At 71.4% G+C, this 26,727-nt stretch carries 40 protein-coding genes; all 40 read right to left on the bottom strand.

Annotation, left to right across the window (positions count from 1 at the left end):
• Positions 1 to 135 precede the first annotated feature (135 nt).
• The 40 genes from ACFZBU_RS39875 to ACFZBU_RS39680 all read right to left on the bottom strand — a co-directional run bounded on the left by ACFZBU_RS39875 (position 136) and on the right by ACFZBU_RS39680 (position 26,581).
• Positions 136 to 1,167: a hypothetical protein gene (locus ACFZBU_RS39875; protein WP_391588668.1), complete on the bottom strand. Its 1,032-nt coding sequence runs from the start codon at positions 1,165 to 1,167 to the stop codon at positions 136 to 138.
• Positions 1,168 to 1,564: 397 nt separating this feature from the next.
• Positions 1,565 to 1,972, bottom strand: coding sequence for a hypothetical protein (locus ACFZBU_RS39870; RefSeq protein ID WP_391588667.1), 408 nt, complete (start codon positions 1,970 to 1,972; stop codon positions 1,565 to 1,567).
• A 19-nt stretch (positions 1,973 to 1,991) separates the two neighbouring features.
• Positions 1,992 to 2,756, bottom strand: coding sequence for a DNA methylase (locus ACFZBU_RS39865; protein WP_391588666.1), 765 nt, complete (start codon positions 2,754 to 2,756; stop codon positions 1,992 to 1,994).
• The gene (locus ACFZBU_RS39860; protein WP_391588665.1) at positions 2,753 to 2,890 is read right to left on the bottom strand and encodes a hypothetical protein; all 138 of its coding nucleotides are present in this window, start codon (positions 2,888 to 2,890) and stop codon (positions 2,753 to 2,755) included. Before ACFZBU_RS39860 ends, ACFZBU_RS39865 begins: the two co-directional genes overlap by 4 nt.
• Positions 2,887 to 3,228: a hypothetical protein gene (locus ACFZBU_RS39855; RefSeq protein ID WP_391588664.1), complete on the bottom strand. Its 342-nt coding sequence runs from the start codon at positions 3,226 to 3,228 to the stop codon at positions 2,887 to 2,889. Before ACFZBU_RS39855 ends, ACFZBU_RS39860 begins: the two co-directional genes overlap by 4 nt.
• 307 nt (positions 3,229 to 3,535) lie before the next feature.
• Positions 3,536 to 3,718 (bottom strand): hypothetical protein, encoded by a 183-nt coding sequence (locus tag ACFZBU_RS39850; RefSeq protein WP_391588663.1) that lies wholly within the window; start codon positions 3,716 to 3,718, stop codon positions 3,536 to 3,538.
• A gap of 72 nt (positions 3,719 to 3,790) precedes the next feature.
• Entirely contained in the window at positions 3,791 to 4,027 is a 237-nt protein-coding gene (locus ACFZBU_RS39845; protein ID WP_391588662.1) for a hypothetical protein, read from the bottom strand.
• Entirely contained in the window at positions 4,020 to 4,532 is a 513-nt protein-coding gene (locus ACFZBU_RS39840; RefSeq protein WP_391588661.1) for a hypothetical protein, read from the bottom strand. Before ACFZBU_RS39840 ends, ACFZBU_RS39845 begins: the two co-directional genes overlap by 8 nt.
• 259 nt (positions 4,533 to 4,791) lie before the next feature.
• Positions 4,792 to 5,322 (bottom strand): hypothetical protein, encoded by a 531-nt coding sequence (locus tag ACFZBU_RS39835; RefSeq protein ID WP_391588660.1) that lies wholly within the window; start codon positions 5,320 to 5,322, stop codon positions 4,792 to 4,794.
• 150 nt (positions 5,323 to 5,472) lie between these two features.
• Positions 5,473 to 6,282, bottom strand: a complete 810-nt coding sequence (locus tag ACFZBU_RS39830; RefSeq protein WP_391588659.1) for a hypothetical protein — start codon at positions 6,280 to 6,282, stop codon at positions 5,473 to 5,475.
• Between the two features lie 95 nt (positions 6,283 to 6,377).
• A complete protein-coding gene (locus ACFZBU_RS39825) occupies positions 6,378 to 6,668 on the bottom strand; it encodes a hypothetical protein (protein WP_391588658.1) in 291 nt (96 codons plus the stop codon).
• The gene (locus ACFZBU_RS39820) at positions 6,665 to 6,811 is read right to left on the bottom strand and encodes a hypothetical protein (protein ID WP_391588657.1); all 147 of its coding nucleotides are present in this window, start codon (positions 6,809 to 6,811) and stop codon (positions 6,665 to 6,667) included. The genes ACFZBU_RS39825 and ACFZBU_RS39820 overlap by 4 nt, the downstream gene beginning before the upstream one ends.
• Positions 6,812 to 6,871: 60 nt before the next feature.
• Positions 6,872 to 7,372: a hypothetical protein gene (locus ACFZBU_RS39815; RefSeq protein ID WP_391588656.1), complete on the bottom strand. Its 501-nt coding sequence runs from the start codon at positions 7,370 to 7,372 to the stop codon at positions 6,872 to 6,874.
• 618 nt (positions 7,373 to 7,990) lie between these two features.
• Positions 7,991 to 8,431, bottom strand: coding sequence for a hypothetical protein (locus ACFZBU_RS39810; protein ID WP_391588655.1), 441 nt, complete (start codon positions 8,429 to 8,431; stop codon positions 7,991 to 7,993).
• Between the two features lie 134 nt (positions 8,432 to 8,565).
• Complete coding sequence (locus tag ACFZBU_RS39805) at positions 8,566 to 9,069, bottom strand: hypothetical protein (protein WP_391588654.1); 504 nt, start codon at positions 9,067 to 9,069, stop codon at positions 8,566 to 8,568.
• Between the two features lie 221 nt (positions 9,070 to 9,290).
• A complete protein-coding gene (locus ACFZBU_RS39800) occupies positions 9,291 to 9,749 on the bottom strand; it encodes a hypothetical protein (protein ID WP_391588653.1) in 459 nt (152 codons plus the stop codon).
• Complete coding sequence (locus ACFZBU_RS39795) at positions 9,746 to 9,937, bottom strand: hypothetical protein (protein WP_391588652.1); 192 nt, start codon at positions 9,935 to 9,937, stop codon at positions 9,746 to 9,748. The genes ACFZBU_RS39800 and ACFZBU_RS39795 overlap by 4 nt, the downstream gene beginning before the upstream one ends.
• A 137-nt stretch (positions 9,938 to 10,074) precedes the next feature.
• Entirely contained in the window at positions 10,075 to 10,581 is a 507-nt protein-coding gene (locus tag ACFZBU_RS39790) for a hypothetical protein (RefSeq protein ID WP_391588651.1), read from the bottom strand.
• A 29-nt stretch (positions 10,582 to 10,610) separates the two neighbouring features.
• Positions 10,611 to 11,117, bottom strand: a complete 507-nt coding sequence (locus ACFZBU_RS39785; RefSeq protein ID WP_391588650.1) for a hypothetical protein — start codon at positions 11,115 to 11,117, stop codon at positions 10,611 to 10,613.
• Positions 11,118 to 11,200: 83 nt separating this feature from the next.
• Positions 11,201 to 11,464, bottom strand: coding sequence for a hypothetical protein (locus tag ACFZBU_RS39780; protein ID WP_391588649.1), 264 nt, complete (start codon positions 11,462 to 11,464; stop codon positions 11,201 to 11,203).
• An 80-nt stretch (positions 11,465 to 11,544) separates the two neighbouring features.
• Positions 11,545 to 11,721: a hypothetical protein gene (locus tag ACFZBU_RS39775; protein ID WP_391588648.1), complete on the bottom strand. Its 177-nt coding sequence runs from the start codon at positions 11,719 to 11,721 to the stop codon at positions 11,545 to 11,547.
• Between the two features lie 96 nt (positions 11,722 to 11,817).
• On the bottom strand, positions 11,818 to 12,072 hold the full coding sequence (locus ACFZBU_RS39770) for a hypothetical protein (protein ID WP_391588647.1): 255 nt from the start codon (positions 12,070 to 12,072) through the stop codon (positions 11,818 to 11,820).
• 152 nt (positions 12,073 to 12,224) lie between these two features.
• Positions 12,225 to 12,482: a hypothetical protein gene (locus tag ACFZBU_RS39765; protein ID WP_391588646.1), complete on the bottom strand. Its 258-nt coding sequence runs from the start codon at positions 12,480 to 12,482 to the stop codon at positions 12,225 to 12,227.
• A gap of 44 nt (positions 12,483 to 12,526) precedes the next feature.
• Positions 12,527 to 12,925 carry a hypothetical protein gene (locus ACFZBU_RS39760; RefSeq protein ID WP_391588645.1) on the bottom strand — a complete coding sequence of 133 codons (399 nt, stop codon included), beginning with the start codon at positions 12,923 to 12,925 and terminating at the stop codon, positions 12,527 to 12,529.
• 101 nt (positions 12,926 to 13,026) lie between these two features.
• On the bottom strand, positions 13,027 to 13,482 hold the full coding sequence (locus tag ACFZBU_RS39755; RefSeq protein ID WP_391588644.1) for a hypothetical protein: 456 nt from the start codon (positions 13,480 to 13,482) through the stop codon (positions 13,027 to 13,029).
• Positions 13,483 to 13,984: 502 nt separating this feature from the next.
• Positions 13,985 to 16,099, bottom strand: coding sequence for a chromosome segregation protein ParM (locus ACFZBU_RS39750; protein WP_391588643.1), 2,115 nt, complete (start codon positions 16,097 to 16,099; stop codon positions 13,985 to 13,987).
• A gap of 83 nt (positions 16,100 to 16,182) precedes the next feature.
• Entirely contained in the window at positions 16,183 to 16,602 is a 420-nt protein-coding gene (locus ACFZBU_RS39745) for a conjugal transfer protein TraB (RefSeq protein ID WP_391588642.1), read from the bottom strand.
• Between the two features lie 17 nt (positions 16,603 to 16,619).
• Complete coding sequence (locus ACFZBU_RS39740; RefSeq protein WP_391588641.1) at positions 16,620 to 17,330, bottom strand: hypothetical protein; 711 nt, start codon at positions 17,328 to 17,330, stop codon at positions 16,620 to 16,622.
• Between the two features lie 1,679 nt (positions 17,331 to 19,009).
• Positions 19,010 to 19,330: a hypothetical protein gene (locus ACFZBU_RS39735; protein ID WP_391588640.1), complete on the bottom strand. Its 321-nt coding sequence runs from the start codon at positions 19,328 to 19,330 to the stop codon at positions 19,010 to 19,012.
• On the bottom strand, positions 19,327 to 19,827 hold the full coding sequence (locus tag ACFZBU_RS39730) for a hypothetical protein (protein WP_391588639.1): 501 nt from the start codon (positions 19,825 to 19,827) through the stop codon (positions 19,327 to 19,329). Before ACFZBU_RS39730 ends, ACFZBU_RS39735 begins: the two co-directional genes overlap by 4 nt.
• Before the next feature lie 191 nt (positions 19,828 to 20,018).
• On the bottom strand, positions 20,019 to 22,001 hold the full coding sequence (locus ACFZBU_RS39725; protein ID WP_391588638.1) for a hypothetical protein: 1,983 nt from the start codon (positions 21,999 to 22,001) through the stop codon (positions 20,019 to 20,021).
• 263 nt (positions 22,002 to 22,264) lie between these two features.
• Positions 22,265 to 22,624, bottom strand: a complete 360-nt coding sequence (locus tag ACFZBU_RS39720) for a hypothetical protein (RefSeq protein WP_391588637.1) — start codon at positions 22,622 to 22,624, stop codon at positions 22,265 to 22,267.
• Between the two features lie 276 nt (positions 22,625 to 22,900).
• On the bottom strand, positions 22,901 to 23,146 hold the full coding sequence (locus tag ACFZBU_RS39715; protein ID WP_391588636.1) for a hypothetical protein: 246 nt from the start codon (positions 23,144 to 23,146) through the stop codon (positions 22,901 to 22,903).
• A gap of 174 nt (positions 23,147 to 23,320) precedes the next feature.
• Positions 23,321 to 23,641, bottom strand: a complete 321-nt coding sequence (locus tag ACFZBU_RS39710) for a hypothetical protein (protein WP_391588635.1) — start codon at positions 23,639 to 23,641, stop codon at positions 23,321 to 23,323.
• 230 nt (positions 23,642 to 23,871) lie between these two features.
• Positions 23,872 to 24,126 (bottom strand): WhiB family transcriptional regulator, encoded by a 255-nt coding sequence (locus tag ACFZBU_RS39705; RefSeq protein ID WP_391588674.1) that lies wholly within the window; start codon positions 24,124 to 24,126, stop codon positions 23,872 to 23,874.
• A gap of 65 nt (positions 24,127 to 24,191) precedes the next feature.
• Entirely contained in the window at positions 24,192 to 24,314 is a 123-nt protein-coding gene (locus tag ACFZBU_RS39700) for a hypothetical protein (protein ID WP_391588634.1), read from the bottom strand.
• Positions 24,311 to 24,448 carry a hypothetical protein gene (locus ACFZBU_RS39695; protein WP_391588633.1) on the bottom strand — a complete coding sequence of 46 codons (138 nt, stop codon included), beginning with the start codon at positions 24,446 to 24,448 and terminating at the stop codon, positions 24,311 to 24,313. The genes ACFZBU_RS39700 and ACFZBU_RS39695 overlap by 4 nt, the downstream gene beginning before the upstream one ends.
• A gap of 145 nt (positions 24,449 to 24,593) precedes the next feature.
• Positions 24,594 to 24,884 carry a hypothetical protein gene (locus ACFZBU_RS39690; RefSeq protein WP_391588632.1) on the bottom strand — a complete coding sequence of 97 codons (291 nt, stop codon included), beginning with the start codon at positions 24,882 to 24,884 and terminating at the stop codon, positions 24,594 to 24,596.
• 78 nt (positions 24,885 to 24,962) lie between these two features.
• Positions 24,963 to 25,604, bottom strand: a complete 642-nt coding sequence (locus ACFZBU_RS39685) for a hypothetical protein (RefSeq protein WP_391588631.1) — start codon at positions 25,602 to 25,604, stop codon at positions 24,963 to 24,965.
• Positions 25,605 to 25,912: 308 nt separating this feature from the next.
• Positions 25,913 to 26,581, bottom strand: a complete 669-nt coding sequence (locus tag ACFZBU_RS39680; protein ID WP_391588630.1) for an NUDIX domain-containing protein — start codon at positions 26,579 to 26,581, stop codon at positions 25,913 to 25,915.
• Between the last annotated feature and the right edge of the window lie 146 nt (positions 26,582 to 26,727).

Here is a 26,727-nt window from a genome sequence, read left to right as displayed (position 1 = left end):
ACGGGCCACCTCGGCGAACAGCTTGTCGTTCTTCGCCGCTCCGTCCAGCATCGAGTATTCGGTGTGGACATGCAGGTGAACGAACGAGTCAGACATCGCTACCACCTTCTCTCATCGGTTCGAAGCCGCTCCTCGTCATCGGGTCCTGCTCGATCCGACCTCCACGACCAGGCGCAGACCACGCGCCGGGGCGGCGGCCCGCCCCTGTGTGGGCCAGTCGTCCGCCCGGATCCCGTAGATCGGAGGGGTCCATCCGGGGCTGTGGCGCCGATAGACGGTGGCCCAATCGGCCTTGAAATAGCAGGCGAGGAGGCCACCGGTGTTGGGGACCGGCTCGGGGGCCGCGCGATTCTGTTCGACGACCTGGGCGGCGACCCGTTCGGCATGGTCGTGGTGTCGGGCGCAGTACCGGTGTTCGATGTCCCAGCCGGTGGTCGGGTCCTTCTCGACAACGGTGTGGCGGCTTCGTGCTCCGCAGACCATGTCCCGGTTCCGGGGGTCGACTGGCGGCCGGTACTCGGGGGACACGTGCAGAACGGTCGGCGGGCGCCGGCGCAGCGGTATGGGGGCGTCGGAGGCCGGGGGAGTGGAGGGCGTACGCGGCCGATACACGTAGGGGCGAAGGCGGGGGGCCTCGCACCACCCTTGGTCGGGGGAGGTGTTCGGGGGTTTGTACCGGGGCGCGTCGGCGGCGATCATGCGGGGGTAGCGGGGTTGGCCGAGTGTGTCGCGGCCCAGGAGGGCGGCGGCGATCCGCAGGGTGGTTCGCGGGTCGTCCGCGCCTGGGATGAGGGCGAAAGCGACGGCGAGAAGGAGTTCGCGGGCGGGGTGGTCGGCACGCGGGTCACGGTAGATCTCGCGAACAAGCTCGACGTAGTGGTCGTTCGGCGGCTTCGCGGGCGCGTCGACGGCGCGGTGTTGGGAGGCGGTCGCCTGCTCTTTGCGTGATGAGGGCGAGGTTGGCGCGTGCAGCCGTTCGACCTCCGCCTGGAGCCGGTCCCGGTCCTCGTCGGCTTCGGCGAGCGTCTCGATCAACGCGTCGCGTTCGGTTTCCAGTTCTCCCGCGTAATGCTCCGCCTCGTCCTGGGCCCGGGCGGCCTCGATGGCGGCGGTCTCCCAGAGTTGCGCGTCGGAGAGGCGCCGGTGGGTGCCGGTCGGGGCGGTCATCGGGTGGTCCGGTTCATCGTGTGGTGCCCGCCTCGCCGTGGCGTGTCGGCCGTGGCGTGCCCGGCGGAGTCCGTGTCGGTGAGGGCGCTCCTTTGGTCCTGGTGGTGTCGGGGTTGGGGTGCGGCGTCGGGACGGTGCGGGTACGCCGCGGCGAGGAGGCGTCGGGATTGGCGGAGGCGGTGGTTCATCGCGGTCCCTTCGGTGGCTGGTGCGAGGCGGGAGCGGGGTGGTCGGGCGCGAACGCCGGATCTCGTATGGCGATTCCGGGTGGCCGGTCGGCATCACGACCGGCCCGACGTGGCCCGGCCGACGCCGGGAAACGGCTCGGGTGACGAGCGGGTCTCCGCTGGGATGGGCACTCGGCGTCGTTCCGCACGCGGCCTGTGTCGTCCGGGGTTCAACGGGGCTCGTGGTAGGCGCGGAATGGTCGCTCCTGGGCGTCGTCCGCGACGCACATGTGGATGCCGGCGGCGCGTTGCCGTTCGAACATGGCGGCGATCCAGACCTGTTCGGGGGCGTGGACGGCGAGATCGGCCCACGCCTGGGGGGTCAGTTGCATGGGGTCCCTGGGGAGCCCGCAGGGGCACGGGCACTCGGGGATGGGGTCGAGCAGGGCGTTGACGCCGTGGCAGCGGTGGTGCCAGTGGCACCGGCAGGCCTCGCAGGAGTCCTTCGGGATGATGTACGTGGTCGTCCAGGTCGGCGGCGCCGCAGTTGTGCGCCCGTTCGGGGCTCGGCGAGTACCGGCGTCTGTTCGGGCGGTTCCCTTGAGCGTCCGGGCGCGGATATCGGTGACGTCGGCCATGTCGTTGCCTCCGAAATGATCACTGCGGCGGGAAGTCGGCCACGTGGTGTGGACGGGCTCCGGCGGCCTTGAGGGGGTCGACGGGTGCGCGGTCGTCCGGGACGGTCGCGGTGCTGCGCAGGGCGCGAGCGATCCAGTGCGTGTACACGGGTGGGATCGCCTCGGCGATCTCCTTGCGCACGGACGTCCAGTGGATGCCCATGGCGTCCTGCCACTGGGCGATGGAGCCCTTGCCCCCGCCGTCGCCGTAGACGGCGAAGTAGGGCCCTTTGTGCCAGGTTCCGTGCCGGTATCCGGCGACGCGGCCGCGGTGAGGCAGGTGTTCGGGTTGGGGTACGACGGCGCCGAGGATCTCGAAGTACCTGTGCCGGATGACGGCCAGGCCGAACATCTCGCCGCACAACATGAGGTCACGGCGCAGCGCTGCGCCGGGGACGTTCTCGATGACGGCCGGTCTGCCGGACGCGAGGAGGACTTCGCGGGTGGGCTCGATCAGTCGGGGATAGGTGCGGCCTCGGTTGGTTCCCTTGGTGAGGGTGCAGGCGTCCTGGCAGGGCGGTGAGGCGTGAATGAGGTCGTACTCGTGGGCGTGGGCCCGGGCGTACTCGATCGCATCCGCCTGAACGAACACGTCGCCCACATAGTTGGGTTGGGGTGCGATGTCGACGCCGGTCACGTGATACCCGGCCATCTGGTATCCGCGGGCCGCACCCCCGGCGCAGCAGCACAGATCGAGCAGGCGAGGCTTGAGGCCGTCGGCCACTTCGAGTTGTCCGGCGATCACGCCGCGGCCCTCCGTCCCGCGTCCCGCTGTTCGGCGGCGATGCGCCACTCGGCCGCGATGGTCGAGGCCTCGACCCGGGCGCGGGCGAGGTCGCGGTCGGCGGGGGTCTGCGGGCGTAGGCCGGGAGGGATCATCGGGCGTCCTTCCTGGCGAGGCTCTCGGTAATGGCGTCGACCCACACCTGCGGGTCGTAGCCGGCGGCGGACGCCGCGTCCCAGGCGAACTCGACTTGGTCGGCTCCCTCGATGCGTCCGGCGATCAGCGCGGTGGCCTCGGCAGCCGCCGCGGGGTCGGCCGCCGCAAGGGCGTCCAGGAAGGCCAGGGCCGTGTAGGCCGCGCCGGAGAGAGCGATCAGCGCGTCCCACTCGCCGGTGCCGGGCGACAGGCGCCGGAGATGAACGTCGGTGGTGATCACCTGGCGGAGGAGGTCCTCGCGCATGCTGTCGGGGGTGGTCTGGTCGAGCTGGGTCATCGGGTCCTCCGGTGCGCTTCGTGGTGGTGGGTTGCGTTGGTGTCCGCACGCGAGACGGCACGCGCGCGGACGTCCGATGGGGACGCCGGTGTCCGCCGCCACGGCGGGCGGCCGGTATTGGGGTCGGCCGGCCTGACCACCCCGTCGGGGTCGATCACCGTGGCGCCCCAGTCGATGACGTCCTCGACGATGTCGACCGGGCCGGCGCAGCGGATGCACGCCAGCGGCCTCGGTTCGCAGGTGGTGGTGCCCTCGATGTGCGTGCGAGCCGCGACCTGTTCGGCGGAGAAGGTCGGGCAGTCGGTTGCTAGCGCAGGCGCCGGTCGGTGCCGTTCTCGGTGACCACTAGGTCGCGGCGGCCGGAGTCCGCCAGGCAGGCCGCGACGAACTCGCGCGCGGGGACCTGGTCGTCGTCGCAGGGCTTGTAGGTGGCCGTGAACGGGGTGCGGACGCCGTCGACGTCGCAGACGAAGCGGATGCGGGTGATCACGAGACTCCTTCGATCGCGGGTGAACGTGCGGTGGCGGGTGGCCCGCCCGGTCGGGGTGGGCCACCCGCGTCGTCAGGTCGGAGGCAGGCACCCGGCGCAGCGCTGGGTGTCGTCGTTGTCGCCGGAGGACCATAGGTGCTTGCCGCAGAAGTAGTCGCCGCAGCCTGCCTCGGGGCGGCCGGGCTCGGTGCCGCAGAGGTGGGCGAGGCCGCGATCGATGCGGGCGCCGCAGTGGGGGGTGGAGCAGGTGTCGTTCACGCAGTACCCGGCGTCGCGGCCGTCGGCGAGGCGGTAGAAGGCGTTACCCACTGGCTGCTCCCGTCCTCGGCGACGGCGCGGGGGGCGTCGACCGTGTGCCGGCGGGATGGCGGCCGGGGGCTGGGGCGTCGGCGTCGGCGGTGAGCGGGTGTGGGGCGGCGCTCGGTTCGATGTCGGGCGTCACGCTGTCGGAGTGCTCCACGTCCCGGTGATCCTGTGCGACGTCGCGGGCAAGGTCCTCGTCGTTCCCGTGGCCTTGCGCGGGACAGGAGTTGCAGAACCAGCGGAAGGACCCGTCGGGGTCGACGGTGATGGCGTACGGCTGGTCCGGCGCCCGCGCCGGTTCGCACGCCGCCGGTCCCGGAGCGGGGTCGGGCTCCTCGGCCCCCGGGGTGTCTTGCGCGATCCGCGTCGGCGTGCCGTGCTCGGGGATGCGGTGCTGGTCCTGTTCGGCACGGCGCGTGAGCGACCTGAGCAGGTCGACCTCGGCCAGCAGTTTGCGTTCCAGGTCGGTGGAGACGGCGGAGCGGATCGTGTCGAGTTGGCTGTGGGTCATGGCCGGGGAGGGCCCGGTCCCGCACCAGGCGGTGCACGTGAGTCGCGTGGAACCGGATGCGTCGTTCGTCCTTGTCAGGATCGCGCCGGAGTAGGCCGAGAGCCCGCACAAGGAGCAGCAGGGCACGTTCCGCGTGGGTGTGGATGTCGTCATGAAGTCGCCTTCGCGTGGTGGTGATGGCTTCGCGGGGCCGGTTGTCCGGGCGTTTCGCGCCGCGTGATCCGCTCGTCCGGTCGCCGGGCGTTGCACGGAGCCCGCGTCACGCGGCGTGGCTGATCGAGATCAGCCAGCCGGTCTCGTTGAGGATCGCCGCCGGCGTCTCGTAGCGGACGGGCGCGTGTTCGGGGGTGAGCGAGCGGAGGTGGCCGGGGGCGTGGTGGGTGGTGATCCACACGTGGCCGCGGCCGTCGCGGTAGAGGCGGCGCTCGCCGACCACGGGGCGCGGAGCGCCGGGCAGGCTCTGGTGGAGTCCGCGCATCCTGGCGTACTTGGCGTCGGTGGTGTGCCCGTCGTACTCGGCCAGGGGGTCGTCGGGGCCGACGCGGCGGACGTGTCCGAAGAGGTCGTGGAGGTCGCGTTCGCGGTTGATGTGCCAGGACATCGGCAGTTCGTTCGCGGGGTGGGCCTGGTAGAGCGCACGGTCCTTCAGGTCGGGGGCGGGGTCGATCACGACTCCGCCCCAGCGTGCGGCGAAGTCGTGGAGGAAGAAGGCGCGTTCGCGGTAGACGGGCCCGGCAGGGTCGGGGTCGGTGGTCTCGGTGGCTGGACGGTGGTGGGTGGCGAGGTTCACGATGGGTTCTCCGGCCGCCCTTCGCGGGGCGGGGTCGGGCTCGGGGACGGCCACGTCCTTGCTTGGTCGCGGTGTCGTGGCCGTCCCGGGGCGAATTCGGTGGTCCGGGGTCAGGGGTGCGTGCGGCGCGTGCGAGCGCGGGTCGGGTCGTCAGCTCGGGAGTTCGGTCGTGGACTGCACCGTCACGGGCTCGGCGGGCTCGGGGAACGGTGTCTCGCAGTCCTGGCAGGCGTGGGGAACGAGGTATCCGGCTCCCGCGATCTGCCGATCGGTGACCGGGAGGTCGTGCTGCTGCCGGGGGTCGGCGCACGAGAGGCAGAGCCAGCGGGCGTCGGGATCGGGGCTTCGGTGGATGGTGCTGCGCCGCACCACGCCCACTCGTGTGGCGGTGCGGAGCACGCGCTTGGGCACCAGGTGGGCCTCCTTGACGATCCGCCGGGTGCAGGGCCGGGCACTCTCGCATCGGGTGGCGGTGCGGGCCCCGTAGCAGGCGGGCGTGCAGCCGAGCGCGGGGTCGTCGATCTCGCGCTGCGCGGTCCACCAGCACGCGTGTTCCCGGCGCATCTGGCCCACGAGCAGCACCGTCTCCTCCGTGGTCAGCGCGGAGAGTGGCGTCGGGGTGGTCAGCATGCATTCCGCGCCCTCGTGCCACCTGCCCCACACGGTGTCGACGGAGAGGGTGATCTCGAAGCCCGTCGGTCGCCATGCGCCGGCGTTCGCGGGGTCGGGGACCTCCACCACGAACGCGCCGATTCCCTCGTTCAGGGTTATCCGCGCGTCGGGGATGTCGACTGTGGCGCGGAGCGCGTCGAAGGCGGCGTTGTGTGTGAGGTGGTGGGACTCGGTGCCGTAGGGGCAGATGAGGGCCCAGGTGGGCCTCTCGGTCGGGATGGGATAGGGGTCGTCGTCCTCGTCCCAGAAGTCGGTGTCGGGGTCCAAGTGGTTCTCGATGACGGTCACGATGTTTCCTCTCTGCACCCCCGCGGGGGCGCGGTGTGTGGACCGGACGGCCGCTACGCCTGGTCGGTCCCGGCGCGCGGCCGTCCGGAACGGATTCAGGTGGCGGCGACGATCAGCGGTGCCACGCGGCGCAGGCTCGCGAGGCGGTTGCGAACGGCTCGGGCGTGCCTGCGGGCGCCGTTGGTGGCGGCGGTGCTGTTCGCGAGTTCGCTCAGGGTCGACACGGCGTCGTTGACGTCGTCGACGGTGAGCCGGCAGTTCCCCGCGGCGAGCGTGTGGATGACGCTTACGCCCGGGCCGCGGGCGTGCGCCTCGGCGGCAGCCGCGAGTTCCTCCAGACCTCGTTGCGTTCCCAGGAGGGTCCCGCGCGTGCGGACGTGGCTCATGGCGTTGTCGCCTGCGCGTCGGCCGGGTCGACGAACATTCCTTCGTCACCGTCGTGTTCGGCGTGGGGGTGGACGGTCCGGTCGTCGATGCCGACCGCCTCACGGGCTTGGGCTGTTCGGTAGTCCTGGACTCCGTTGTTCACGGTGATCTCCCTCGTGTCGATCGGTGGAGCGGCGAGTTGCGGCGGTGCCGCTTTCGTCGTTCAGGCGGCGGCCTGCTCCGAGGCGCAGTCGTCGCACGGGTGTTCCAGCGCGCTGCCGTGGCAGCCGGGTGTGTGCAGGACCTGGTCGGCGACGCACGGTCCGGATCCGGGTGCGGTGTTCGCCGTCTCGTCGGCGTACGCGTTGCGCCAGGCGAGTTGATACGCGCCCAGTTCCGCGACGACCGTGTTGAACGCTTGGTGCATCGCGTCGGGCGGGTAGCGGTGTGCGGGAAGGCCGGGAATGTAGTCGCCGTCCGGGTCGGTGGCGCCGAGCAGGGTCTCGAGGGCGATTCCGATGGTGATCCCGGTGCTCTCCCAGCGGCCGTTGTCGAGGACGTCCAGGACCTGGCCGACGGGCGTGGCCTCCCAGCGGAGTTCCGCGTCGCCGTACGTGCGCGCGTACCAGGAGAGCCCGGCCTTTTGCGCGGCGGGCACGTCAGGGTGGGTGTCGTGCGGGTCGCAGGAGAGCGTGAAGCCGAGGGGAACGAATTCTCCGGGCATGAGGGCTTGTTCCTTTCGAGCGTTGCGGTGATTCGGGGGGTTGTGTCCGGCCGCGACCCGGACCGGGCCCGGCCGGGACCGTGCGGCCCCGGGGGGTATCGATCGCGCGGGCGTGCGGCCGGCTCGCGCTGAGGGGCGATCAGTGCCGCGAGGCGGCCGTGGGGGCAGGCCGGGTGGCCCTGGTGATCGGTGGGTACCGAGTCGGGCGATGCCGGCCCCCAGGTCGCTCGACTGCGCCGTGGGACGCCGCACGCGTGGGGGCCGGCTGTTGGGATGTGTTCGGGGCATGGGTCGAGGACCCGGGCGCGGGTGCGCGGGGTCGAGTCGACGGTGGGACGTGGCCCGAGGATCGGTCGCTGTGCGGGCAGGGTCGGCGGAGAACGTTCTTCCACGCGGATCCCGAGGGATCGCGCCGACCCGTGCCTGACGCCGCGGATGCGCGGACGATGACCGTGTGCTCGTTCCACCGTACGGGCGGAAGGTCCTGTTTCACCAGAGGGTGATCAGCGGATGAAGTTCGTTGCCCCGCGCGGGTGATCCGCCTCCGCCTTCGCCGCGACCGTGAAGGCGGCTACGCGAACGCGACCTCGGACCTGTGGATTCGGGGTACGCGGCCGGTCAGAGGGATGAGGCGAGGGCCACGGCGCCGGCCGTGAGGCCCAGCACGAGGAGCGCGGCCTGGATGAGCGTGAACTTGACGTTCGCGATCCGGCTCATCCGCTGATACTCCTGGGCCAGGGCCTGGGGCTGTTCGGATTCGGTGAGCAGGCGCAGCGTGGTGTCGGGGTCGGTGGCGACGCGCAGCGTGCCGTGGGTGCGCGGGAGCAGCACCCAGACCAGCAGCACGGCCGCCATGGCGAGGCCGGCGCCGGCGCCGTAGACCGCGGCGCCTTGGAGGGCGCGCAGGCCGGGCGCGACGAGCCCGGTGCCCGCCAGCAGCAGGCCGGCTTTTTGGTCGGCCGCGCGTTGGTTCGCGACGACCAGGTCGACGCGGCGGTGCAACGTCGATCGCAGTGCCGTGGGGTCGGTGTCGCGGGGCGATTCGGTGGTGGGGGGCATGCGGGGCGCTCCCGGGGGGGTCGTGGTTCTCGGGCGGCCGGTCGGCCGCGCTCGAAACCTCCGGCTCCCTGGGCGGGTTCCGGAGGCAACGAGCGCCCGACCGGTTCAGCGACCGGGCTCGGAAACACACCGGCTCACGGGGTGTCCCCGTCCCGGCCGAGCACGCCGAGCAGCGTGGCGACCGCGCCGTCGACGTGGGGGCGGTAGTAGTCGCCGATGGTCTTCGAGGCACTCGCGACGCGGAGCGCGTCGATCATCGCGTCCGCCTCGGCCGGGGTCATCCGGGCCCGGCGTCCGGCTCCCAGATCCGCCAACAGCGCGGCGCCGACGCCGTCCTGCGGGCCGTGGCGGCTGGTCAGGGTAGCGATGTGGTTGGCGTGTCCCTCGTCCGTGTAGACGCAGTGGATCAGGACGGCCAGATCGGCCGGGCGCGCACCCTTCGCCTCCAGGGCGGCGCAATCCGCGCACAACCCGTCGGTGAAAAGCGTGGCGCCGTGGCAGGCCGGGGTGTGAGCGATCCGTCGACGGCGGCGTCCTCCCTCCCAGGCGGCGCGGGTCGCGGCGAGTTCGGTCTGCAGTTGCCGCTTGGTCGCGTTTTCGATCGGCGTGGTGTCGATGTCGTGCGTGTCGGTACTCAAGGTCGTGTCTCCGAATCGCTGTGGTGGCTGGTTGAGTTGCCGGCGTTCTCCGCCTCTGTGGCGGGGTGCGGTGTGGGCCAGCGGCTGATGGGCGGTGCTCGTCGCCCCCGACCCCAGGAGCTGGGCGTCGGGGGCGACGAGCGTGCGACCGGTTCAGGGGTCGGGTTCATGCGTGCTCGCGGGTGTGCTCGGCGATCGGAACGGCCGGCGGGCGGCGCCGTTCACGGGGCGTCGACGTGGACGCCGTCGGTCGTGATGCGGATGCCGTCGTCGACGATTTGGGGGACGCGCGGGTTCGGCCAGTCCTCGATGGCGTAGAGGAGGGCGAGGTCGTCCATCTCCATCCAGCCGATGGGTCGCCAGGGGTCGAACTCGGCGTCCGCGTAGAGGACGGCGGCCAGGACGGAAGGGCCGGCCGTGCCGTTCCGGCGGACTTCCATCACCCGCAGGAGGCTCGGGTATTCGGCGCACGCTCCCGTGCGGCTGCGCAGGCGCCAGGTCTGGTCGGGGGCGGCGATGTGCCAGGGCGAGCAGTGGGACACGAGGTTCACGGCCAGGCGCATCGCGGCTCGCTCGGACAAGTGGTCGTCGCGCTGGTAGGCGTCGATCCAGCCCTGCACGACGCGGGCCGCGCCCTCGGAGCCCAGGACCAGGTCGATGCGCTTGTCGGTGTCCGTCACAGCGTCACCTCGGTCGGAACGGTGTTCTCGAACCTGTCGGCCAGGTCGCGTATGCCGGCAACGCGCAGGCCCCGCAGGATGCGTTCGCGTTCGTCGGTGTCACCGGTGAGCGCGGCGAGCTGCAAGTCTCGGGTGTAGTCCTGCTCGGTGCCGAGGGGGGCTCGACGACCGCTGGTCGTGGCATTCATGATGTGGACTGCCTTCTTCCTGGAGTCGGGTTGGGCATCCGGGCACGGCCGCGTCTGTGGTGGTCGACGGCCGTGCCCGGTCGTGCCCGTGGCCGGCTCTCGCGTCGTGGCGACGCGGGACCGGAACTGTCGGTCGGCTATGCGTCGTCGCGGGAGTCGGTAAGGGCCCTGCGGTCGGCGGCACACTCCGCGCACGGCGCGTACACGCGTGAGCCGTGGCAGCCGGGCGTGCATCGCACGTCTTGGAACGCGTCCAGGACTTCGTGCCATTTGGTGACGTGCGCGGCGACCTCGACGCGCATCGCGGACAGGGCCATCCGCGCTATCCCCTCGCTGAGGGAGCCGACGGAGGTGGGCGGGATACGGCCGTCGGGGGACCCGTACAGCGACGTCGTCGAGATGGCGACGCCGTATCCGGTGGGCAGCCACTCCTCGGCCGCGGGGTCCCACTGTTCGAGGATCTGTGTGTCGCCGGTCGGGGCGATGGCCCACATGGTCATGCGCTGCGGGAAGCGGACCGCGTGGGACCTTTCGGCTGCCGCCATCGCCTCCGTGGAGGAGTCGTACGGGTCGACGGCCGGAGCGTCGGCGGTGGGTGTGATCACGATCCAGGTGGGTTCCGTGTTTGCGGTGCCGGTGCTCACGATCCCTCCAGGGGTAGTCGGTCGGGACGTCATCCGAAACTCCGGCATGTGCCGCACAGGTCGATGCCGCGCACACCGAAGCAACCCGGAGTGCAGTCGCCCCCGCCCTTCCACCACTGCAGCCATGCCGCGATCTGCGCCCGGGATTGCGCGGCCAGCAGGCGCAGGTCGTCGGTGCCGAGGCACTCGATCGGCGTAGCCGGAACCGCCCCCGGGTCGAACTCGTCGGTAGGCGGGGTCCCCCACAGGGACACCACCGAGGGCACCACCTGCCAACCCGACGGCACGAGACCATCGGTCGCCGGGGCCATCGCTTCGACGTGAAAGGTGTCTCGGCTGATCGAGAGAGTCGCCTCGGTGCGGTCCGGCGCCCAGTCGGGCGTGGCGGCCAGGGCATCCTCGAACGTCGGGTACACGGTGGGCGACTCGACGCCGCACGGGTCGACGAGTTGCCAGGTCAACCCCGTTGGCTCGACGGACGTTTCGGCAATGAGCGCAGCGATGTCGAGTAGGGCCCGGGTTGTTGCGGAGGTCACGGTTCCTCCCTGTGTCGGTGGGTCGAATGGTCGGGCTCGGAGCCCGGGGTCGCCGCCCCGAGACGGGGCGGCGACGTACACGGTCACGCGCTCTTCGAGCACACTTCTCCCAGGGCGATGCCGAACGTGGCGCACCTGCCGGAGCACCAGTCGCGGGCCGGGTGCCGCGAGCCGCCCACGAGAGTGCGCACCCACCCGGCGGGTGGCGGTTGCGACGCCGCGGTCTCGCCGCAGCCCTCGGTGGTGCATTGCTCGATCACCGGGGAGTGGGCGGGGGGCCGGGATCGGCCGGTCTTGCCGCCGTTCCAGGTCGCGTTCCGCGTGGACTTCGGTTGGGGTCGTGGCATGACGTTGTCTCCGAAAGGGTTGGCGAGGGTAGGACGGGCCGGACACGCTGGTTCCCGGGTCATGGGGAACGGTCGGTCTGTCAGGGGTAGATCACGCCGGTGTTGCCGCAGCGGTCGCAGCCCTCGCCATAGCAGCGGCAGAGGGTGATGCGGACCTCCTCCTGGTCGTCGGGGTCGTCCGGGAGTGCGACGGGCGGTGGCGGGATGGTCCGGGTGGGCGGGAGGTAGTCGTCGGCCCAGGGGTCGGTGGTGGGCACGTGGTTCCCTTCCTGTCGGGGAGTTGGGGGTCGCCCGTGTAACCCGCGGCCTCGACCGGACCCGAACGAGGGCCGGTCGAGGCCGCGATCTCGGGGCTATCGGCCGAGGGTGGTGTTGGGGCGGGGGACACGGCAGGCCTCCGCGTGGCCCGCGGCCCAGGCGCGGGCGGCGTCGGAGATGCGCACACGCGCGTCCCGGGTGTCGCCGCCTTCGGTGTTCCAGGTCTTGCCTGCGGGGCAGCCGGTGCAGCAGGCGTTGATGACCAGCCAGCCGAAATCCTGGCTGGGGGTGAGGGTCACGCTGCAGTCGCCCGCGGTGGCAACGGCGGTCCGGCCGGTCAGGATCGACATCGTGTGCTCCGTGGTTCGTCGAGGGGTTCGGGTGGCTCGTGCACCCGCGACCCGTGGGGCCGGGCAGGCCGCACAGCGGGTGCGTCGTGTCGTCGGGACACAGGGCCCGGCGCCCCGAGTCCCTTCGAGGGGCCCGGGGTCGGGGCGAACGGTCAGCTCGCGTATCCGAGGTCGGCGGGGCTTTTGCCTGCCTTCAGACCGTCGGCGAGGCGCCTGTACTCGGTGTATTCGCGGTCGTAGTACTGCGCGGCCTCGTGATTCCGCCGGCGGCACTCGTCGTTCCTGTCATCGTCGGCGCCGCGTCGGGCCTCGTCGCGTTGGCGCAGGCTCGCCTTGGCCGAGGCTTCCAAGCCTTCGATCTCGGCGTCGCGTTGCTGCTCGGTCCATTCGATAGAGGGCTTGATCTTCATGGCGATGCTTCTCCTGTCGATCGGGTCGGTGCGGGACGGTCTGCTCAGCCCTGTCGTGAGCGGGCGAGGGTGTACACGAGTACGGCAGCGGCGATCAGCGCGGCGGCCAGGGCCCACAGGGCGTGAGCGGCGGCTTCGACGCCGGGGCCGGCGATCCTGATCGCGGTGGCGACGCCGATCAACGCGAGTGCGATTCCCAGGCCCCCGACAGCGACTCCGAGCGCCCCGGGGGGCACCGTCGTTCGAGCGGCGGGGGTCGGGTAGCCGACTTCGTACGCGATCCGCGTGGGGTGGTGAACCTGCGGTGTCGGATGGGTCGTGGGCACCGGGACACCGGCCGAGGCCGTGTCCGCCTCGGCGCCGGTGATCGCCACGTTTCTGGGCCTCGCAGCGACCGTGGTGAACGGATGCGGATGGCGGATCGCGCGGGAGTCGGGCAGCACGAAGGTCTCCTTGCGGATAACAGGGTCGGCGTCGGGGGGAGCCCCGAGGCTCTCCGCTCCGTCCGCGCCTGGGCGCGGGCGGAGCGGGCAACCGGGGTTCCTCAGTCGCGGCGGGGCGTGGCGGGGCACGAGGTCGGCGCCGAGCAGGCGGGACCGGAAGGGCGCCGAAACGCAATGCCCGACGCGGCGGTCCAGGCCAACACCGCGATCCCGGCGGCGACTTCGCGGTCGGGAGCCGGCGTGCCGATCCACACCATGGCGACGGATGCGCCGGCCCAGGCCGACCACGTCATACGCCCGGCGATCGAGCCGCAGGCGGCGGTGACCAGGGCGACCGCACCGGTCCACTGCCATGTCGTGTAAGCGGTGGACGCGTCAATCGCCAAATGCGTGGTGTGATCGTCGAGGTAGGAACCCACGGGACGGGTGATCGTGGCGCCGAGCTCCGCGAATGCGCTGATGGGAGGCGGCGATCCGCACGTCCGCAGGAGCCAGACGGCGGCACCGGCGAGGAGGAGGGCCCCGGAGGCGATGACGGCGCGGAGCCAGGCAGCCATGTACCGCAGGCCCAGGTACGGGGCGTCGCGGACGTCTCGGATACGACGGTCGAGCAGCTCGGCGAGGCGACGGAAGCGGTCCCACCACGTGCGGCGGGGTCGTGCCGGTTGTTCATTCTCGTGCGGACCGAGGTGGATTACCACTGTCGTTGCGGTGGACGTTCGTGCGGAGTCGGACATGAGTCATCGCTCCAGGAATGGGTGTCGATCGGGGTCACGAGCACGCGCCCGCTGCTCCTCGCTCGGGGGAGGGCGTCGGTGGGGCGCGGCTCGGGGTTGCTCCCTGCGGCGGTTGCGGGGATGCAGTTGTGTCGGTTCTCCGATCCACCCGCCGGGACTCGGCGGGTGGATCGGGCAGCGGGCAGCGGCTGGGGCGTCGGCGGCGATCCGTGATCGGGTCGCGGCTGGCGCCGATGGGTCGCGGGCATGGGAACGGTGAAGGACGCCGCAGGTGTTCGCGGTGTCCTTCACCGTGTCGGTTCGGCCTCGGAAGTGCCGCTGGTCACTGTCGGTCGAAGGTTCGGACGAGGGCCAGGGCGTCGCCCGCCGTGGTGGCCACGTCCTCGCGTCGACCACTGCGACCGCCCTTCGCCTTTCCCTTTCCCTTGCCGCGGCCGCGCCTGGGACGGTCCTCCTCGTCATCGTCGAGGTCGTTCGCGAGGTCCTCCAGGTCCTCGTCGGGGCGGTTCCAGTCGCCCCACAGGTCGCGTGCCTCCAACTCCTGGATCTCGTGGGAGGTGAGGCGGTTGATCTCGTCCGGGAACAGCTCGTGCAGGTCGCCCGCGTCGAAGTCGGCGTACAGCGCGCGCATCAGGACGGCGCGACCGTTGTCCAGGACGATGATGGCGACGCCCCCGGTGCTGACGCCGTCCTCGGGGTCGGCCTCGCCGGTCATCACCCGCTGGATGGCGCTGCCCTCGGAACCGGCGTAGCGCGCCGGGATCGTCGGGACGTCGTAGACGTTCTCCATGCAGCCCTCGGCCGCCTTGCGGGTGGCCAGGCCCGAGCCCATGTTGAAGATGACGCTGCGGCTGTTCTGCTTGAGGTTGTCCTTCATCTCGGTGGAGAAACCGTTGTGTGCGAACGGGCTCTGCCCGGCGACGAAGAAGCCGATGCCGTACTTGAGGCCGGTGACGGTCAGGTCGTCGCCCAGGGTCTGGATCTCCCTGCCGTACACGAGATCCTTGGACGCCGTCATGAACTCGTCGGCGTACACGAGCAGCAGCGAGTACGGACAGCGCGGGTCTCCGGGCTTGTAGTCGTGGGGCCTGCCGTCGAAATCCCACGGCATGTTGGCGCGGATCTCACACAGGGCCTTCGCGGCGCGCAGCATGCGCAGCATGTAGAGGGCGTTGGAGCCGCGCCGGTCGATGAACTCGCCCAGCACGTCGGTCTTCTCGTCCCGGCGGACGGTCGCCAGCCAGATCACCGCGCCGCCCAGGGACGCGGCCGCCATCGTGATCGCGAAATACTGCGTCTTGCCGCTGCGGCTGACGCCGAGGATGAGGCCGTGCGCAGCGGCGTTTTTGTCGTGCTGCCAGATCATGCTCTTCACCGGCTGTCCGGCAAAGGACATGCCGCACACGAACATGCCCTTCGCGTCCGGGGTCAGCAGTTCCCGGGTCGCCGGGAAGCTCCGGCTCAGCGGCGGCCGGTCAAAGATGCTGATCAGGAACTCGTGGCCCTGGACCAGCAGGAACGTACAGGCATCGTCGTATTTGATGCCCAGGCCGCGGCAGACCTTCGCGAGATCCACACGCGGGAGTTCGACCGGGTCCGCCATCGCGCACTCGTAGAACGTCACGCCGCGGTCGGGATCACGGCGCCGGGACACCAGCCGTGAGCCGGGTGCGCCGCCTCCGGGGCGTCCCACCCGGTCGATCCATCGTTCCTCGGGGGTGGGTGCGGCCTTGCGGCGCTGGTTGGCGTCGGGGGTGACGTGGACCTCCAACCAGCCGGGCCCGCCTTGACGGCCGGGTTGTTGCTTGACCGGGGACAGGCGCACGTCCGTTTCGTGGACGCCGAACGCGGCGGCGACGTCGTCCAGGTTGAGCCTGGTGATCGGCCGGCCCGGCTCGATGGCGCGCACCAGCATGGTCAGGTCGTGTTCGGTGCCGGGGTGCGGCTCGACGCGGACGACGCGGCTGGCACCGGGGCTCTTGGCACGTTCCCAGAGTTGGCGCACGCCACGGGTGTAGGCGTCCGCGCCGTCGTCTTCCGGGGCGGTCTCGACGGGCGCGGGCAGCGCACGCGGTGCGGGAGTGTGGCCGAGGGCGGGTCGGTTGCGGCGTCGCGTGGTGCGCGACAGCGGTGTCACCGCGCATCCGGCGGCGGCCCAGCCGGCTGCGACGAGGGCGTCCCAGCCCCAGCCGGGGGTGACGAGAGCGGCCAGGTCGACGGCCATGGCGGTCACCAGGGGGGACCAGCGCATCATCTTCCGGCCGGTGCCCTCGTAGCCCTTGGCGGCCCGAATCGTCCCGAACGCTCCGGCTGCTCCGGCCACCAGGACGGCGCTGTTGGTGATGCCGTCCGGGGCGAGGTTGGGGGCGCAGACCAGTACCGGGGCGGCCAGCGTGTACGTGAGGCGTTCCAGCACGACGCTGCGTGGGGTGGACACCGGGATGCTCTCCTTGTCGGGACATGGAAAGGGCGGCCCCGTGCTCGGCGGGGCCGCCCTGTCGTCGTGGTGGGTATGTGGGGTCAGTCGGCGAAGAAGCCGGGCCTGGGGGTGGTTTCGCGGCGTCCCTCCCTGACCTCGTTCAGGCCGGTGTAGAGGCGGGCGTGGATGGCCTTGGCGGTGTACGCGAGCCCGGACACCTCCTGCACCGACTGGCCCAATGCGTCCACTTGGGCGGCGGCGTCCTCGAGGCCGCCGGCGACGGCGGTCGTCAGCGTCACGTGCGAGGGATCGAGCCTGGCGTGTTCGATGTCGGCGGCCAGACCGGTGGCGCGACGGGCGTTGGCGTGCGCTGTGCGGTGGACGTTCTCAAGTTCGACCACGAGATCGTCCAGAACCTGGGCGAGGCGGCCGAGCTTTTCTTGGACCGCGCGAAAGCTGTTGTCACCGTCGGAGACGATGACCGCCCGGCCGCTCTCGTAGAGCGCGAGGTCGTTGCTCATCGGTGTCTTCCTCTTCGTCAGGCGTGATGGGCGGCGGCGGACGCGTGCTGCAGGCCCGCTTCGTGCTTGGCGTCCATGTCCTCGCTGTACACGCGAGCGACGATCTTGGCGGTCACTCGGCCGGCCTCGGCGGCTTGGCCGCATGCTTCGGAGGACCGCTGCGCCTGAGCCTTCATCTCGCCTGCGGCGTCGGCGAGGTCGGCGATCTGCTTGGCGACGATGGTGACGATGTTGTGGTCGTCGACCAGGTCGCCGGCCATCTCCCGCAGGGCGTCGGCGACTCGGCCAACGCTGTCGGAGAGTTCGTGCTGTTGTTCCTGGTCCTTCATCGCGTGTATCGCGATGTTGGTGATCTGCGTCAGGAAGTCGTCGAAGGTCGTGTCGGTGCGGTGCTGGGCGGCCAGGCCGCTCTGGGCCGAGGCGACCTGCGTGTTGCTCACACTGTTCTCCCGTACTGCTGTGGGGCTGGTGGTTCCGGGACGCTGGGTGTGGGGTTCCGGCGCGGGCGGCAGGGCCGATGGGGTGGGCACGCCGGGAGCGAGGGAGCCTGCCGGTTCCCGGTGTTGCGGTTCCTCGGGCGGTGGGGGGCGTTCCGGCTGGGGGAGTTGTTCGACCGTCATGCCGACGCTCTCGGGTGTGACGGTCCCGGTGGGTTCCTCCGGTTGGTCCTGGTGTTTGCCGCTCTTGTCCGTGAGGTCGTGGAACCACTGCTTGAACCGGTCACGCACGGACGGCCCAGGATCGTCCGGTTCCGTGGTGTCGTCCTTGCCGGACGGAGGGTCGGCCGGGGTGGAGTCCTTGAGGAACTGGTAGGCGGCGAACGCTGTTCCGCTGGGATCGGTGGTGTCGTTGACGATGCGCTTGGCCTCGTCGAGGTCGCCGCGGTCGACCGCCTCGGCCGCACGGCGCGCGGCGTCCCAGTCGACCGAAGGACCCGGGCCCGTACCGCCGCCCGGCGGGGTGGCGCCCGCGCCGCCCCCGACTCCGGCGTTCTTTGTGCCGCGCCGGCCTCCGGCCGGAGGCGTCGGCCCCGGGCCGCCGGCGGCATTCTTACCGCCGCGGTTCTTCCTGCCGGGTCGGTCGTCGGCCGAGGGCGGCGTACCGCCCTTCCCGTCACCGGGGTTCCTGCCGACGCCGGCGTTCTTCCGGCCACGGGCCGGGGGCGTGGCTCCCGGTTTGCCACCGGTGTTCTTCCCGCCGACCGGGGGCGTCGGACCGGGGCCACCGGCGCCGGCGTTCTTCCCGCCGTTGCTCTTGCCGACCCCGGCGTTCTTCCGGGCGCCGGGCGTGGGCGCAGGTCGCGAACGTCCGTTCTTGGCACCGGGGTTCTTCCCGCCGCCGCCATTGTCGCCGGAACCGTCAGGCCCCTTCTGGGGCCCTTTCGGCCCCTTGTCGGGGTTCTTGGACCCACCCCCTCCGTTACGGCCGTCAGAGGGCTTGCCAGAGGCCTTGGTACCGCCTTTCGTCTTGGCTCCGTCTGTGGGCTTTCCGCCGTTCCTGCCGCCGGAGTTCCCCGCGCCCGGTCCGCCTCCCGGGGACTTCGGGGCCTGGGCCTTCGGGCCGGGCGAGCCGCTTCCGGGGGGCTTGCCGCCCGGTCCTTTGCCGCCGCCCGGCGGCTTCGGGCCGCCTGTGCCGCTGCCCGGCTTGGCGCCCCCGGATCGTCCTTTGGAGCCGGCGCCCGGCGCGCCGGACCCATTCCGGGCTCCGGTCGCGCCGGAGCCGCCCGAGGTCTTGGAGCCGCCCTTGCCCCCTCCGGGGCCGGAACGGTTCGTATTCCCTCGCGACCCTCCGGTTTCGGCTTTTCCTCGCGCACCGGTGCGGTCCGCCCGTCCTTTCACACGGGCCTGACGCAGTTTTCCGTTGGCCTCGATCATTGCCACGTCGCGATCGGTGCGCGCCGCGATCAGGGCGATCTTTCGGGCGAGTTCCGCCTCCCGGAACTGCCTTTCCTCCTCCAATCGCGCCCGTCCTTTCTCGACGCGATATTCGAGCCAGTCGCCGATTCGGTCGGCAAAGGAACGGCGGTGTTCGTATTCGCCGTCCGTTTCCTCGTCGGATTCCTGGTCGTCGCTCGAAGGTGGAATTCCTTCGGCGGAGAAAGTCGCCGCCGGGTCCGGGGCGCTCGGAACACGGGGTAATTCGGGGGTTTCTTCGGGGGGATCCTCCGGGGTGTCCCGGGGCGGCGGCGGCAGGGTGTCGGCGTAGTTCGGGATGGGGGGCGGCACGTACGAGGGGTCGCCGCCTCCGGGGAACGGGTACACCTGGGCGTCATCGTCGTCGGACACGGAATCTCCTCTCGGGGTCTTGACAGAGGGTGACCTCTCGTGTGCACGCGTGCACGGGCACGTGAGCACGCGTTACGCGCGCGAGGGCCCGGCGGTGTTCCGCGGGGCTGCGGTGGTGGCGGTCAGTCACGTCGGGCTTCCGGGCCCGGCTCCGGGTCGACGACGGCCTTCGCGTACTGAACCAGGTCGTTCCAGATGCGTCGGTCGCCCGTCCGCCGCTTGTGGATCGCGACGAGGAACAGACGGAGGACGAGCGCGAAGCCAGGCAACACGTCAGAGCGGCCGGCTCTCACTTCCCGGGCGATTTCGGCGCGGGTGATACGGAGCCAGAATTCCATCGCGCCCAGTTCGCCGCGTGTTCGGCGAGCCTGCTTTTCCTGCTCGATGTACCAGTTCTGCCGGAAGTCTTGTCCGAGTTCGAGCTGGGTGAGCGGGCGGGTCATCCTGTGCCCCTCTTCGGGAGGCTGTAAATGTCTGTGGGGCCACTATAACGCGGATTCTGTTCCTTGTTCGCCGGGTTCTCCAGAGCGGCTCGGGCGGGGGCGGCCCGCAGGCCGGGATTCCTTTTGCGTTCCCTGGCGAGTTCCCTTTCCCGGCGCCGGCGGGGAAGCGCCTTCATCTCGTGCTCGAACTCATGCCGCTTGCGAACGCTCTTTTCGAGCTCTGCGACAAGGTTCTGAAGATGCTTGAGCACCCTCTTGAGGGTCTTTTCCGTCGGCCTGGCCCGTCGCCGGGCGTGGTACCACCGGTCGCCGTTGACGTGGGCACTGCGGCAGTGCACACGGGTCTCGCCCTGCAGTGTCTCCAGGTCTCTGCTGATGCCCAGCAGCATCCTCGCGACGTCGGCCAGGTACTGCGCGTACCGGTCCGGGTCCTGGGCCGTACGACGCAGGGCGGCCGTGTGCTGGTCGGTCAGGCGGGGCTCGTCTTCGCGGTTCATCGGGTCCTTCCCTTCTGGTCGGGGTTGGTGGTGATGCCTGTGTCGGCGTCCATGCCGGCTGCACGGCCGAGGCCGGGCAACCGGTAAAGCAGCCGATGGGCGGTGGTGGGTTCGAGCGGATCGGGTTCGCCTTGGGCGACTGGGCCCGGGGTGTGCGCTCACGAAGGGCGTTGTCGCGCGGAGCGCCGCGATCAGCCGCCCGCGCCCACTGCGCTCACGCTCGCTCCCTCACGTTCGTCCTGGTCCTCGACGCGCGCTCGGATGCGCTTGGCGGTCGCGTCGGAGATCTTCGTGAGACCGGCTTGAGCGATCGCGGCGACGATGTCTTCCGTCTTCGGACGCTCATTGAGCGCGAGACGCAGACGGCGGAAAACAGCGTCCTGCTGAGCGCGCTCATCGTTCTTCGTTCCGCGCTCACGCTCGCTCGGCGTCCCGCGCTCAGCTCTCGGCGCGCGCTCACCGTGCGGCGCCGAGGCAATCGCCCGGCGCCTTGTCACGCGGCCGCCTTCCGCGCCCGCCTCCGCGCCGGGGCCGGGCTGCGCCCGGTGAGCGCGTTCGACGGTGAGCGTGACGTTCGGTTCCGCGCTCGCCTCGCGGTGAGCGCCGTCGCTCTCGTGCTGAGCGTCGACGGGTTGAGCGTGAGCGTCGCGAGCGTGAGCGCCCTGCGGGCGAGCGTCGTGAGCGCCGAGTGTGTGAGCGCGGTGAGCGTCGGACGGGTGAGCGTCGCCTTGAGCGTCGGGGTGTTGAGCGCCGGGCGGTTGAGCGTGTGCCTCGGGAGCGGGGCGGCGTCGCCAGCGCCGCTTGCGTGAGCGAGCGCGAGCGCTCGCTCTCTCCGGGTCCTCCAGGAGGACGTGGACGCGCCAGACCACGTAGGGCGGGATGAACGCGGACACGATCAGGATCAGCCACCACGTCGGTTGCAGGTGCCCGTCGGGTCCTTGGATCACGCCGAGCATCCCGTGTTCGGCGAGGTGATAGAGGCCGTTGGACAGCACCATCAGCCCGAGTGCTCCGGGAACGTCCCTGTGGGTGCGGAACGCGACGATGGCGTAGATGTCGATCGCGATCGGCAGGAACGCCGCGATCACCGACGGGATGCCGATCAGGGTGGCCAGTTGGAACTCGCCGGACGCGGTGAGGCCGACTGCGGCACTCAACGCCACCCAGGGCATCGCCTTCCACACCCCGGCGCCGGCGCGCTGCCAGCGGGCCTTGCGCCCGACCTGCTTCTCCCACTTGGCCTCCAGCGCAGCCGCTCGTGCGTGTGACTGTTCGGTTTCCTTGCGCAGCCGTTCGGCGTCGCGGACGGCATCGGCCCGTACCTGGGCCGCGACCTTCTCCGCCTCGGCCCGCAGCGTCTCGCCCTGACGGCGGCCGACTTCCTCGGCCACCGCGATCGCGTCGGCGCGGGCCCGTTCGACCAACCGCGCAGCCTCGGCCTGCGCACCGGCGAGTCGCTCGTCCGCCTCGCGGCGCACCTCGCGGGCCTCGACCACGACGGCGTGCGCCCGCCGCCGGGCCTCGTCCTCGACCCTGCCCGCCGCCTTCACCGACTCCGCGTACAGCGCCTCGGCTTCCGCCCGACGCCGGTCCACGGCGGTGTTCGCGTCCGCGATCATCTCCTCGGCCCGCGTTCCAGCCGCCTGCAGGGCGGCTCGCGCCGCGCCGGTCTCCTCGTCGGAGATCGCCCGCGCGTTCTCCATCTGCCGCTCGGCGAACGTCCGGGCCCGGACGGAGGCTTCCTCCAGTGCCGTCTGTGCCCGGCGCACGGTGTCGTCGGCGAATGCCTCGGCCTCCCGGCGTACCGCGGTGGATCGCTCGTCCGCCTCGGCCGCCCGGCCCCGCGCTTCGGAGACCAGGCGCTCGGCCTCGGCGTTCGCGTCCGCGACGGCCTTGCGGGCCTGGGCGCGCGCGGCCTCGCGCGTCTGCTCCGCTTGGGTACCCGCCGCGGAGAGTGCCTCGGCGGCCGCCCGGCGGGCGTCCGCGCGGATCCGGTCGGCGTCGGCACCGGCGGCTCGGGCTGTCGCTTCCGCCTGGGCGAGGTGTTCGCGTACCGACTTTTGCGTCTCGGCCAGACGTGCCCGGGCTCGCTCGTCGGCGTCGGCGACGATGCTCTCGGCGCTGCGGGAGGCGGCGGCGACCAGGCCCGACGCTCGCGACCGCGCAGCGGCCATCCGAGACATGGCGCCGAACGAGGTCGAGAGAGCAGCTCGACGAGGACGGGGCCGCCGACCGGCACGGGCCCGGCCGCCGGCCTGGCGGGTTCCCGGCGATCCTTCGACCGGTTGTTCCGCCGGACGTGTGGCCGAGACACGCTTGCGAGGCGCAACGGCGGTCTGGTTCGTGGTGCGGGCGGACACAGGCGCGTCCTCTCTGTATGAAAGAGCAGGCGGACCACCCGGGTGGGTGGTCCGCCTGCCGTGGTGAGCGTGGGTTCTCAGGCCGATACGTGTTCGTCGGTCCGGCGCTGCGCCTCCTCCCGGAGGCGTGGGCTCGCGAACGGGTCGACCTTGGGCCGGGATCGGGGCGGCCGGTGGTCCAGCGCACGCTGCTGGCAGTTGTCGACGACCCGGGACGTGTCCTCGACGAGGTCTTCGAGAAGACGGTGCGAGTGGTGCGCCGACCACCGGAGGAGGCGGTACGCGCGGTGGGCCAACCACCGGAACGCGCGAGCGGCTCGCGGCGTGGACCACTCGGCGCTGACGAGTACGAAGATCACCACGACGGCGAGCAGTCCGCTCGCCATCCGGAGGATCGTCCACCCGAACCGGCGCAGGCGCCGCTGACGGGTGGTCACGACGCCTGCTCCATGTTGCGGCGGGTAAGCCTGCGGTCGATGACGACCAGCAGCTGTACGCCGCGGATCTCGGGGCGGGGGTCGTGGGGGACGGGGGACGTGCTGGTGGCCATGTCGAGCCTCCGAACAATCGGGGGAACCGGGATGAGCGGGCAGCGTGTTGGCCTGCTCTCCTCGCCCCTGCGCCCCGACGAGGGCGCAGCGGCGAGGGCAACGGTCAGCGCGTCGTGAGTGAGAGGTCCCGCCCTGTGGCAGTCGGCCGGGCGCGGCAGATCACTAGAGGTCGAAAAGCCAGGCCGCGCGTTCGAGGTTGCCGTCCGCGGCTTTGACGCGCTGGATGTAGTCGTTGATTTCGCGGCCGGTGATGTGCATGCCCTTTCGGGTCATCCGGCCGAAGACGCTGCGGGGGGTGAAGGCTGCCTTGGCCGCTTGGTCTCCGTTGGCGATCGCCCTCTGGATGCCGAGTTGGAGAGCCCTCTGGCTGAGGAGTTCCGGAACAAAGTCCTTTGGAGGCATGAACATTTCGTCTCCTGTGAGGCTGTGGTGTCGGAGTGAGGTGTCGGCCTTATCGCCGTGCCGGTGGTGGGTGTCGTCGTTGACGGTCGGCCGTACGCGGGAGACGCCCCAGACAGCGAAGGTCAGGTAGGCGGCAAGGCCCAGGCTTTCCGGCGCGGGCGGGGTGCGAGCGGCCGAGCCTCATGCGGCCTGGGTCATCCACTCGCGGTTGAGTCCGTGGTCGGCGGCCGGCACGCGAACCGCGGCGAAGCGCTTCGTCGACGGGGCCTTCCAGCGGCGCGGCGGGGCCGTGGCCAACGCGGTTTCGAGGATGCGCGGGGCGCGCTCGGCGAGGTGCGGGTCGACGGACAGCAGGCCGCGGATCCACGGATTGTCGGTCGGGATACCGAGAAGCAGTTCGGCGGGGATGCCGAGGATCTTTTCGAGGCGGGCGGCCATGTGTGCCCGGTCCGCGTCGGTGGGGGCAAGTCGGGGCTTGTACACGAGCACGACGGTGTTCAACGTGGACTCCACGTGAAGTTGGCGATGCCGGGCCGCGGGCCCGGTGCTGATCACCGATCTGCGGCCCGGCTTCGGCGGGCGAGTGTGGTCTTTACCTGGGCGTGTGGGTGTCGGTCTGGTCGGACGGTTGGGTCCGGGTGGTCGGCCTCCACCGGGTCGTGCCGTGCGGCTGATCCGGTGGTTTCGGCGCTTTGGGCGGGTACGTGCTTGGCTGTCGACTCGGGTGTGGCCTACGCTCGGGCTCGGGCGCGGTTCCGGGCGGCGCGGCGCTTGAGCGCGCGACGCTCGTCCTCGCTCAGGCCGCCCCACACTCCGGCGTCCTGGCCGGACTCCAGGGCCCAGCCGAGGCAGATCTCCATGACGGGGCAACGGCGACAAACCGCCTTCGCCTCCTCGATCTGAAGCAGGGCGGGGCCGGTGTTGCCGATCGGGAAGAACAGCTCGGGATCTTCGTCGCGGCAGGCCGCGACGTGTCGCCAGTCCATGTGTGCCTCTCCGGCCGCGACGGGCGCGGCCTCGATTCGTGTGTCCAGTGGGCTCTGGCGTTTCGTCACGGGGCGGCGTCGTTCGGGCCCAATTGCTTCGCCAGCTGCGCGTCGCTCTTCGAGTGCTGGTTGCGCTCCCTGAGCTTGCGCTCCAGTTCGGCGCGCTGCTCGGCAGTCACCGCGATCACCGCGGCTTGGCCGCTTGGCTGCGGGCCGCATCGGCGCGGACCCTGCGCAGGGGCTCGTTGACGTCGATCTGGCCGCCGTCGGCGGGGCGGGGATCGGCGGACCTGGCGTCGTTGTTCGATGCGATGATGTTCATTCAGGCCAGTTCCTTTCCGGGTGTGCCTGTTGCGGCTCCGGGGCTCCAATCCCCGGGGCCGCGCCTGTGTTTGGGGCCGCGTGGTGTCCAGCGGCCCATGAGGGCCGACACCCGGAGCGGGTGCCGGCCCTCATGGGCGTTGGCGTCAGGGGTGTTCGGGGTGCTGCGCCGCTGTCGCGTCGAGGGGGAGCGCGCGGTGGTCGTTGCCGCTCCTGCCGGGGCCGATGTGGATCGGCTCGGCGGAGCGGACGAAGTCGGGGGCCGGTGGGTGGGTGTCCTGCGCGCGCCCGAATGCCTCCGCGGTGGCGTACTGGCGGCGAGGGGGCGTCCATCGGATACCGTCCGTGCGGCCCGCCGTCCGGATGGTCTGCATCAGCGCGTCGAGGTCGGGGTGTTGGTCGGGCGGTCCGTCGGCGTGGGAAGTGTGCTCGTTCACGGTCTTCGTCTTTCGGGTGCGCAGCGCCCGGGCGGGGGTGGTCACCGCCCGGGCGCGCGATGGGGTCCCGGCGCGGGGTCAGGCCGGGATGGAGGAGGTCGGTTGGTCGCCCGCCTGGCGGGTGTGCTCCTCGAGGAGGGACTGGAGTTCGCGGGCGTCCGAGACGGGGATTTCCTGTGCGGAACGGGAGGTGTACACGCTGAACTGGTCGGCGGCGTACAGGGTCGGGTCGGCGTTCCAGACGAGGCGGATGCCGGGGGCCAGTTCCAGGCTCGCGCCGCCGATGTGCCACAGCCACAGCGATCGGTTGGTGAGCCAGTGGTGGTTGATGTCGAGTCGGAAGCCCGCCTGGACGGCCGCCCTCTGCTCGTCGTGGGCGCCCGCCATCCGACCGGCGAGTGTGAGGCGCTCGTGCTGCGTTCGCGGCGGCGGGACAAGGCCTGTGTAGGGCACGTGGACACGAGGGGCCCGGCGGAAGGGGAAGTCGCACACTCGCCGGCGGTTGCGCATGGGCCTGGTGATGTCCCAGCCGAGGGTCGCGGCGATGAGGGTCGCGATCGCGTCGACGGCCACGCGCCCGTCGCCCGGTACCCCGCCGGTGTAGGGGTGGGCGCCGAGCGCGCCGAGTACGCCGAACCCGACGCAGACCGTGGTGATAACGACCGCGCGGCCGAGGTGTACGAGGGTCCGCTGGATCATGGTGTGCCTGGTTTCGTTCACGGTGCCGCTCCTGAATGACGGAGGGCTCCCGGGGGTTCCCGGAGCTCCATGCCGTCCCCGCCCGGTGGTGCGCGGTATCGGCGGCGACAGAGAGCCACGGGCTCGATCGGGCGGGACGCCCCGTCAGCGTTCGCGTCGGTGGCGGTGGGCGTGGTCGGTGACGCGACGTCGGGCGATCGGGCGCGTGGGCGATCTCTCGTCGACGGGCGGGTGCTCGTTGGTCGCGTCGCCGCTCACATGGACGGCGGAGCCGGTGGGTGCGAGACCACGACCGTTCCGCCCTGGTTCGGCGACGAGGAATGTGCTCCCTACTCGGCGAGGTGGTCCAGGGCGCGCTGCAACAGGGGGCGGTGCGCGGTGTAGAGGGTGCGTCCGGCGTCGGCGATCGCGGCGTCGAGTTGGTTGAGGGAGCCGAACGGCCACCAGGTGGCGTCGAGGGCGTCGTCGGCCGCGACGGCGGTCACGGTGGCAGGCAGGAGGTAGAGCGCGCTGGTGGACGCGACCCACGCGTGATCGGAGTTGCGCCAGTCGTCCACGAGGTCCCGGCCGAGGATGATCGGACGGTGGTCGGAGAGGTCGACGCCGGTCTCCTCGCGCAGTTCGCGGACCAGGGCGGCCGGTGCGGTCTCGCCCGGGTCGACCATGCCGCCGGGGATCGCCTCCACTCGGATGTCGTCCCGGGTGATCAGCAGTACCCGCCGGTCCCGGCCGCTGCCCGCGACCACGATCGGGTCCGCGGCGGCGTTCTCGCCCCATCGGCCGAGGTTACGGCCGGTGCGGCCGGTGCGGCCGTGAGGGTGCAGCGGCCAGCCCCGGTCGTCGAGTTCGAACGGGACGAGCGCGGATGCCAGGCGCTCTTGCCAGTCGTGCACGTCGGTCGGTGTGGGCGCCGCCTCCGCCCAGTCGGGCACGTGGCGGGCCAGCGCCGACGGTCGCAGCTCGGGTGGCGTGATGTCCGTGGGCGTGTAGTCGCTCATGACGGATCTCTCCTGGTCTCGTGATGGATTGAGAAGCAGGGGCTCACCACCCCGGCGCTATCTCGAAGCAGCCGACATCGCCGATCCCGACGGTGGACTTGCCTGATGAACGTCGGGCATGGCCGGGCCCTGAAGGGGTCGTCGCC

The sequence above is a fragment of the Embleya sp. NPDC008237 genome (assembly GCF_042956465.1).
Taxonomy (GTDB): domain Bacteria; phylum Actinomycetota; class Actinomycetes; order Streptomycetales; family Streptomycetaceae; genus Embleya.
This window is presented reverse-complemented; position numbering and strand designations above follow the sequence as displayed.